General features: G+C 57.8%; 8 protein-coding genes. 1 reads left to right on the forward strand and 7 read right to left on the reverse strand.

Features of this window, described 5'->3' with window-relative positions; translation table 11 throughout:
* Positions 1–19 precede the first annotated feature (19 nt).
* Positions 20–1,252, reverse strand: a complete 1,233-nt coding sequence (locus SYN9616_RS0109890) for a cation:proton antiporter (protein WP_232200303.1) — start codon at positions 1,250–1,252, stop codon at positions 20–22.
* Between the two features lie 58 nt (positions 1,253–1,310).
* On the opposite strand from SYN9616_RS0109890, the gene SYN9616_RS0109895 reads away from it, so the two are divergent.
* Complete coding sequence (locus SYN9616_RS0109895; RefSeq protein WP_028952935.1) at positions 1,311–1,565, forward strand: NAD(P)H-quinone oxidoreductase subunit O; 255 nt, start codon at positions 1,311–1,313, stop codon at positions 1,563–1,565.
* Here the strand turns inward: SYN9616_RS0109895 and SYN9616_RS0109900 are convergent.
* The 6 genes from SYN9616_RS0109900 to SYN9616_RS15650 all read right to left on the reverse strand — a co-directional run.
* Positions 1,544–3,613, reverse strand: coding sequence for a phospholipid carrier-dependent glycosyltransferase (locus SYN9616_RS0109900; RefSeq protein WP_028952936.1), 2,070 nt, complete (start codon positions 3,611–3,613; stop codon positions 1,544–1,546). The genes SYN9616_RS0109895 and SYN9616_RS0109900 overlap by 22 nt on opposite strands.
* Positions 3,613–4,284 carry a J domain-containing protein gene (locus tag SYN9616_RS0109905; RefSeq protein ID WP_028952937.1) on the reverse strand — a complete coding sequence of 224 codons (672 nt, stop codon included), beginning with the start codon at positions 4,282–4,284 and terminating at the stop codon, positions 3,613–3,615. Before SYN9616_RS0109905 ends, SYN9616_RS0109900 begins: the two co-directional genes overlap by 1 nt.
* Positions 4,285–4,308: 24 nt before the next feature.
* On the reverse strand, positions 4,309–5,277 hold the full coding sequence (gene cysK / locus SYN9616_RS0109910; protein ID WP_028952938.1) for a cysteine synthase A: 969 nt from the start codon (positions 5,275–5,277) through the stop codon (positions 4,309–4,311).
* Between the two features lie 219 nt (positions 5,278–5,496).
* Positions 5,497–5,883: a carbohydrate porin gene (locus tag SYN9616_RS17980; RefSeq protein ID WP_156918756.1), complete on the reverse strand. Its 387-nt coding sequence runs from the start codon at positions 5,881–5,883 to the stop codon at positions 5,497–5,499.
* Complete coding sequence (locus SYN9616_RS15645; protein WP_051411007.1) at positions 5,884–7,554, reverse strand: S-layer homology domain-containing protein; 1,671 nt, start codon at positions 7,552–7,554, stop codon at positions 5,884–5,886.
* Between the two features lie 210 nt (positions 7,555–7,764).
* Positions 7,765–9,122, reverse strand: a 1,358-nt coding sequence (locus SYN9616_RS15650) for an iron uptake porin (protein ID WP_037990923.1), incomplete at its 5' end; no start/stop codon positions are given.

Raw genomic sequence — 9,122 nt, forward strand, 5'->3', positions numbered from 1 at the left:
TGTGAACGTGCCCGCGAGGCTAAGAGGGCTCGGCCGTCTCTGGTTTTGAAACCACGCCAAGGCGATGGGCAATCGGCACCAGCGCAAAACCCTGAATCAACAGCCCAAGCAACACCACCGACAGGGCCAGCGGAGGCATCAATTTTCCCCAGCTGGCTGATGAAGCCCAGGCCTGGATGGCCATGGCGATCGGCACAGCGCCTCGCAATCCCGTCCAGCAGATGAAACTTCGTTCACTCCACTGGAAGTCACTACGCAGCAAAAGGGCCTGCACCATCAGCCACCGCACCACCTGCATGGCCACAAACAGCAGCAGGGCCCAGGCTCCAGCCCGCACAACGTCCTGAGGGGCAACGACCAGGCCGAGGCAGAGGAACAGCATCAGCTCGGCCATTTTGGCAAAGCTCGAATGGGCTTCCTCCAAAACGTCCTGATCGGCCGCATGGCCATTGCCGAGCACCAATCCCGCCACGTAGGCCGCCAACAGCGGACTCCCTCCCAGAACCGTTGTTCCACCGGAGAGCACCAGCAAGAGCGCCAGGCTGACGACCGGAAGCATCGAGCCCCTCGTCAGGGAGGTGCTGCCCAGCAACAGCTGGGAGATCACACTGCCGCCAATGAATCCCAGCAGGCCACCAAGCAGAAACTGACGCACCACATCCGTGACCAGATCAGCGGTGGCCACCCCCTCGCCTCCAGCGAGGGCGAGAGCCAGACCCGCCAACACCACAGCCATCGGGTCGTTGATGGTGGATTCCATCTCGATTAGATCGAGAACCTTTTCCGGCATGCGGCCGGCAAGAGGACGCAACAGGGAGAGAGCGGCTGAGGCGTCGGTGCTGCTGAACATCGCACCGACAAACAGCACCTGAGCCATCAACGCCGGCTTCCAGCCGCCCTCCAGAACAAGGATTCCAATACCGATCAAGGTCAACAGAGCTGCAGTGATCAGAACTCCCACCGTGGCAAGCAGCGCCGATGGCTTAACCACCGCCTTCATCCGACTCCAGTTGGTGGTGAGTCCCCCAAAGAACAGCACCAAGACCAGGGCGGCCTGGGTGATGTTGTTGGCGCGGGTGAGCGACAGCAATGGCTCACCGGCAGCACGCATGTCGTTGTCGACCAGCAATCCCAGAGCCAGCACCAGAAGAATGCCCGGCAACTTGACGCGGTCGGCGAGATCATCCAGCAGGACCGCCGCCAGCAAGAGCCCTCCAAAAGCCATCAGGTAGAGGGCAACCGGCTCCTGCACAACGCCTCAGGGCGACACATCTGCAGGTTCTAGCCTGCAGGACCCTGCTCGACCCGTGATGGCCGAAACCGACGCAGCTCCAGCCGCGAAGGCCAAACCGGCGGTTCTCAAAAAAGGTGCTCTCGTGCGCGTCAACCGGGAGGCTTATCAGAACAGCCTGGAAGCGTCTGCCAGTGATCCCGTGGCACCTGCCTACATCTTTGAAGGCCCCGGGGAACTGCTGGTTGTCAAAGGCGATTACGGCCAGGTGCGCTGGAACCGTCCAGTACCCGACGTCTGGTTGCGCATGGATCAGCTGGAAGCCTGCTCCTGATCGTCTGCCTGCAGAGCCTCCTCCACCTGCTCCACCGCCAGGGGCAGTGACTCGAAGGCGGAAGGAAGCCGCCAGAGCGCTCCACCGAGCACACCACTGAGATCAGCAAGGGCGAGGAGAAGAGGATTCGGCGTGCTGGCATGCGCTGCATCCGCCACAGCAGCAGCCTTCCATGGATTCCAGCCAGCCAGGGTGACCACACTGCGATAAGCCGCGGGCCAGGGGTTCTCGGGCAGCAAGGTCTGCAGAGATCCGAAATGGCGAGCCGCTTCAGCCGGACGGTTGGCGAGAACAGCCAGCAGAGCCAGAGTCCAGTGAGGGCCGGGATCCTGAGGGGATTGCTGCAACTGCCGTTCGGCCGCGCGGCGGACCTCCTCGCGATAACCGAAGTGGCCATCGATCATGTGCTCCTGGCCCACCGCTTCAAAGACGGGATCCAGGCCTGCCGGACCAGCGGCCAATCCCGACGCCAGGCTGGGGAACGCCGCGGCGAAGCCAGCCAGCACCGGCTGATCATTCTGGCGTCGCCAAAGCGAGTAACTGCCGCCTTTGGGACGGGGGAAACGCTCCACCTGTTCAAACACCCCGCTCTCACGCACAGCCTGATCCAGGCGCCTGGCTGACTTGCGCACCGATCCCTGATCCCCTTCCGCCAGGACCACCCACTCCGCACGCTGCAGGGTTGGCACGCGATCGGCTCGGCTGCTGCCCAGTTGCCGCCCCACCAGCTGCCCCCCCTGGCGACGCCCGTAGAAGCTGACGTTGTGCTGATTGAGATCCGAGGTGCTGGGCACCACGATCAAGGTGCGGGGGGATCGGCCGGGCTGGCCACCTCCAGCGGCCCGGACAAGCTGCTCGAGGGGGCCCCTTGGTCGGTCCTCAAAACGTTCAAGCTGCGCTGTCCAACCCGCGGGCAGACAGGCCATCAGCCCGGAGATCAGGGCAACCGGCGCCAGCCAGGCCGCCCGTTGACGCAACCAGCCACCCCACTGCCACCAGCCTCGGGCCAAGAGCAGCAACAGCGTGGGCAGCAGCGGTGTGATGTAGCGATCGCTCTTGTTGGGGCTGAGGCTGGTCAACAACCAGGCCGCCAGAAGATTGATCAACAGCCAGCGCCAGTGCCAGGGGTCATCCCGCGTGTGCTGATCAACGGAATCGCGATCTCGCTGAACCCACCAGAGCAGCAATCCGGAACAACCGATCATCAGCAGAACGGGACCCAACTGTTCCGGCAACAAGCGCAGATACCAGGTCCAGCTCTCCAGGCTGAGAACACCAGGATCCCCCTCCCTGGCTGCGGATTCGAAGACAGCCCGATTCGTTCCGCCCAAACTGGTGATCCAGTTGTGACGCAACCAGGGGCCGATCAAGAGCCCCGTCATCAGGGGCAGCAGCAGGGCCTGGCGCCACCATGAACGACCTCGCCGGATCGCGATCACTGCGGCCCAGAGCCCAGCCGGCGTCAACATCAGCAAGGCGCTCTGCTTCACCAGCACCGCCGCCAAAGCCAAGCCGGTGGCGAGAAGCACCTGCCCCAATCGCCCCCCACGCTGGGGATCGCACCAGCAGCCCAGACGCCAGAGCGCCAGGGTTCCAACAGCCGCCAGAGGCATCTCCAGCACATAGTCGGTGCGCAGATCGAGCAGGGCGGGCGCCAGGGCGGTGAGCACGCAGGCCAGCAGTGCCAGGCCCTGACCGTGCAGCTGGCGACCCCATGCCGCAACGGCCAGCAGCAGCAGGCCATGCCAGAGGCTCAGGCTCCAGGCAGCTGCAGCCGGATCATCACCGCTGACGGCCATCACCGTGCCGTTCACAAGAGACGCAAGCGGCGGAATCTTGGGGGACAAATCCAACAGGGCATCCCAGCCCTGCCACTGGCCTCCCGGCAGGACTCCCAGGGCGCGACCGTGATCCAGCGCGCTGTTGAGATAGTCCGCCTGATCCCAGGCCGGCAGACCGGTCTGCAGCTCCCACCAGAGACGATCCACAAGCGTGGACAGCAGCCAGATCAGCAGAACAACGCCCCAGAAACGCCAGCGCACCCTCATCAGATCTCCAGGCGACGCCGCTCATCCTGAAGGCGCTGTCGACGCTGCTTGGCTTCCCTCAGCATCTCTCGACCGTCGTGCAGGTAGTTGTCCACGTAGCCCATGGTGTAACGCTCCAGTTCATGCAGGGCGTCCTCCAGCTCTGAAAAGCAGTGGTAGACACTGAGCCCGAAACCACGGGCTGTCGCTGGAGTTGGCAGCGACTGAAACAGCTGTTTGACGCGATCCAGCTTCTGCAGGCTCTTCTCCAGGTAGGTGCAGAAGTCCTCCATCAACGCGTCGTCATATGGATCGGCTGAAAGCGCTTTGAACTGGGCGGGAAAGGGATTGATCACCTCCCCGATCAGGCGATCGATCGGGGCATACACCTGCTTCAGCCATTCGGCCAAGGCCACATCGGCAGCGGCTCCGCGACCGCGAGCCGAACCGGCTCGACGCACTTTTGGATCACTCGATTCGTGCGGCTGGGAAGCTGGTGTGTGCTGGCGATCAAAGGCGCGCCGCCGATCCGCATCGCCAAGAACTTCCCAGGCAGCGTTGAGGGCAAGGATCCGCTGGTCATCCCCGCCCGCATCGGGATGGTGCTGCTTAACCAGCCGGCGGTAGGCCGCCTTGATCTCGGCTGCACTGGCACTGCTCGACACCCCCAGCGTGGCGTAGGGATTGTTCATTGACGGGGGTGGCTCCCCCCATGGTCACAGCTGTCCATCTCTGCGTGCGGGCAGGGTGGAAGCAGCGCTGAACATGGGGGTGGAGAGATAGCGCTCGCCATAGCTGGCGAGCACCACCACCAGACGCCGCCCGTCCATCTCCGGCCGCTGCCCCACGCGTAAAGCAGCAGCGACGGCCGCACCGCTGCTGACCCCACAGAGCAATCCCTCCTCTCTGGCCAGGCGCCGCCCGATCTCCATGGCGTCGTCATCGTCGATGGGAACGATCTCGTCTACGACCCCCCTATCGAAGACGGCGGGAACAAAGCCGGCACCGATCCCCTGGATGCGGTGGGCACCTGGCGAACCACCGGACAGCACGGCACTGGCCGAGGGTTCCACCGCAATCACCTGAAGCTGCGGCTGACGCTGCTTGAGCAAACGGGCACAACCGGTGATCGTTCCGCCGGTCCCAACTCCCGCGACAAAAGCATCGATCTGACCTGCCGTATCGCGCCAGATCTCCTCGGCCGTGGTGCGTTCATGCACGGCTGGATTGGCTGGATTGTCGAACTGCTGCAGCAGATACGCCTCGGGGATCTCCGCAACCAGCTCTCTAGCCAGTGCAATGGCGCCATTCATCCCCAGGGCACCGTCGGTGAGCTGCAGCTCGGCGCCATAGGCCCGCAACATTGCTCGCCGCTCGGTGCTCATCGAATCCGGCATGGTGAGAATCAGCCGGTAGCCCCGAGCTGCCGCCACCATCGCCAAGGCAATCCCCGTGTTGCCGCTGGTGGGTTCCACCAGAACGGTGCGGCCGGGGCTGATCGTGCCGGCCAGCTCCGCCTCCAGCACCATGGCGCTGGCGATACGGTCCTTCACCGACGCCGATGGATTGAAACTTTCCAATTTGGCCAGGATCTCGGCACGGCAGCCGCAGGCTTGGGGCAGGCGATTCAGCCGCACCAATGGCGTGCCGCCGATTAAGGCGGTGATGTCCGGAGCGATGGGCATAACCCCAGCTTGACGGGGGAAGCCCGCAGTTCAACAAGCCTCTCAAGGAGTAGAGACAAGGCGTAAGGCAGGACGATCGAACTGGCTTCAAACAAATGACAATTGGACTGTTATTCGAACCTCAATGCAAAGAGATGATTCCAACAATTATGGAAAGCTGGCTCAATCTACAACCCTTTATTGTTACAAAGCCATCATGATTCAATAAGAGTTGTCACATCAAAACCTGAAGGTGGATTGAATCAAACCACCAAACACTCCAAAGGTACTGTTCTTACTGGGGTCCTGATCGTTGGTGAAATTATCAGTGAATTGCCCGAGTGGACGCGTCAGCCAAAACACGGCCGGCGTCACCATCAGATTATCGGTGACCTGGAATGAAGCAAAAAGCTCCATCAAATAATTGCCGTCGTACACCCCATAACCACCCTTCAAATTAGTGGCATGGTTAGGCTGACCGATTGCAAAGCCTATGTCATTGCCGAGGTCAAAGACGTTGTCCCATTTAAGCCCGAGGAACCAAGAACTGCTTGAGATCGGCGATCCCTTTTTGAAGCCATAGCCCTTGACATGACTCTCTGAGTAGCTTGCCGAGACTGAGGGAATCTAACCTTCCGATTCCGGATTCCAATAACCACTGATTGCGAAGTTATGGGACGAACGGTCCGCTCGTTCTGCAACAAAATCACCAGTGTAGATCGGCTTGTTATCCCAATTCCAGACATCGTAGGTACATTGATTGTTAAATTCTTCAGCCGCTAAAAAGTTAGTTCCACGCCGCTTCCCTGTCCCACATTGACCATAGCGGTAAGCAAAAGCTGCACCATATTCAGCACCACCCCAACCGACCTGAGTCAAGACACTTGCTTGAGAATTTGCCGTGAACATACCCCCTTCAGTTGAATCGCTGGAGTTACCACGACCAGCTAAAGATACATAGTTAACGGAGAATGAAAATGCTGGATCTCCTTTGATTTCCTTCTTCTCTTTATAAATAATACCAAACAAAGGGCCCGTCGCCTTGTTGTAAACGTTGGGAGCTCCCGCGAGAGAAGTCCAGTCCAATATTCGATCTGCACCTAAATTATATGCGGAAGGCCAGATGCCCAAAGATTCTGTATTCCTTGCCATTGGCCCTGCAATGAAGGTGAAAGTGTGATCAATCAATTCATCATTTTTATATGGGAACCGATAGTAAAGACGTCCCAGCCCTAATGAATTATCCGTACATGGAGCTGTACTAAGCTTTGCTAAACCCACACCATCACCTGCGAAAGCACTATCGCAGAAGTTGCCAGCAGTAAAACTCGCATAAAGCAAATCTTTCCCAGTAAAACTCGTCTTGAAATTGATTTTATTCTCATAGTTGAAGTACCAGGCACCATATTGATTGTTATAAGCGCGAGCAGCACCTCCTGTACCATCTTTTTCCCAGTTCTTACGCTGACGAAACTTCCGAGAATCCACATCTTTGTAGTACTTTTCAAGCCCGGTTCCTTCAAGCAGCTGCAAGCCCTCAAGACCTCCCTTTTTACGGAAACTGCCGTCTTTGTTATGAACTGTTAGCCAAGCTTTTCGGGTCTTTTTCCAATATCGACTATTAACAGTTTCTCCAATTGATGTTTCATTGCCATCAATAGTAACCATTTTGTATTTCTTGTCAAAGTTCCAATAATATTTCGAACCGTTGGTTGTTCCATAGGCCTTTGTCGCGCCCATCGTGAACACACTTTTACCCTTGAGCTTCGTTGTGGTGGAGAATTGATTAGCCTCCAAAGTACCAACTCGATCCTCCAGCAGCATGATGCTGCCAGCAACAAATTCGAGTTCCGTTTTGAATTCCTCGATTAGCCGTTCAACTTCTTCTGTCATTTCACTAACTCTATCGAGGCAGGAGGCCAACAACGCTGCCGCCTCGTTCCGCGTAATGGGGATATAACCGCGGAAACTACCATTGGGATAACCAGCCACACATCCGTACGTCTTTACAAGACGAACCAAAGCCTGATAAGCCCAATCTGTTGGGTAGACATCATTGAACTGGTTAACACTCGTTACCTGCTGGAGTAACTGTTTCGCCTGCTCTAGATCAAGGCTACCCGAATAATCAGAAACAGAGTCGATGTTCAGCTCAGCTGCTTGCGCTGCGGGTGGAGCTAAAAATGGCAATAAGACCGTGGGGTAGATCAGCAACGCCTGAAATAGTTTCGCTCCACAGGATTTCACAAGAATAGCGAATAAAGAAACTTGAAAAGAAGCCAAAAGCTTCTTCAGCAATAGGAAAATGTTAAGCAGGTATCGCAGGTTTGTGTTATTAGCTGATTAAGAGAATGCAATCATTAGCTTAACAAGTGTGGATATATAAGGGTTCACCCGCCTTCTATCATCTTGGGCCAATGTTACTGATGACACAAAAAAGCCTCCCATAAGGGAGGCTTTAATTGCTCTAAAAGAGTGACAAACAAGGAATCTTATTGACAGAAACAATCAGAACTTGAAGGTGGTCATCAACAGGCCACCGAAAACGCCGAGGGACTTGTAGTCGCCTTTGACGTTCTGGGTGTCGTCGCCGAAGGGACGGCTGAGCCAGTAAACCGCAGGTGTGACCTGGATATTGTCGGTGACCTGGAAGCTGTACCAGAGTTCCATGGCGTAGCCGCCATCGGCCACAAAGCCGTCTTCGACGTCGTAAACGAATTGGGGCTGACCCACGGCGTAACCCAGAGCATTGCCTTCTAGGAAGACATCGTTCCAGGTGAGACCCGCCATCCAACTGGCCATGGCCCGCTTGTTGGTGTTGTCATCCCAAGCACCGTTGCCATTCAGATAAGACGCACCAACACCGGCACTGATCGACGGCATCCAACCGGAATCCTCAGGACGCCAGAACGCATTGAAGGAGAAACTGTTGCTGGACGCGCCGGAACGCTCGATGATGTCCTGCTCTTCGCCGTCGCCATCAATGAAGGTGCCGGTTGCGACGCTGCAAGGGGTTCCGTATTTGTCGCTCTTGGCGAACTCAGTAGCGGTACGGAACTTGGCTCCGCACTGGCCGTAGCGATAACCGGCGGCCAAACCCCACTGCTTGTTGCCGTAGGCAATCTGAGAGGTGAAGTTCGCTTCGGAGTTGTCGGTCATGAAGCCACCCGAATTCGGGTTGCTGTCATTGGCCTCTCCGGAGTCAGCCACATAGTTGGCAGCAACGGTGAAGTAGGGGTCACCCTTCTCGACTTGCTTCTTGTTGGTGTAGATGGCTCCCAAGCCACCACCGGTCTCTTTGTTCCAGACACCAGGAACGCCGAGGGATCCACCGAAGAAGTCGAGGATCTTGGTGCCGCCCTTGGCATAGGCACTGGCCTTGTATCCCATCATCTCGGTGTTCCGGGTCAGCGGACCAGCCTGGATGGTGAAACTGCTACCTAGGGGGAAGCGGTAGTAGAGACGGTCGATCTCAACAAGGTTTCCACCCGGGGCGGCCGTGTCAAGTTTGTTCAAAGCGACCCCGTTGCCGTCCCACACACTGGCGTCACCCATGTTGCCTGCACGCAGACGGGTATAGAGCAGATCCTTACCGGAGAAGGATGTTTTCAGACCCAGGCGCAGGTCGTAGCTGAACGTGAAGGCGCCCCATTCAGAGTTGTAGGCATCGCGAGCACCTTTCTCGCCACCGGTGTTGTAGTTGTCACCTTTGGCCTTCGTCGCACCAGCAACCCAGACGGTTTTGGCTTTCAGCTTGGTGGTGGTGGAGAACTGGGTTGCTTCCAGTTCACCAACGCGGGCCTCAAGGCCATCGACGCGGCCACGGATGATGGCGAGTTCTCTTTCAAATTCCTTGATCAGGCGAC

The organism is Synechococcus sp. CC9616 (genome assembly GCF_000515235.1).
Taxonomy (GTDB): domain Bacteria; phylum Cyanobacteriota; class Cyanobacteriia; order PCC-6307; family Cyanobiaceae; genus Parasynechococcus.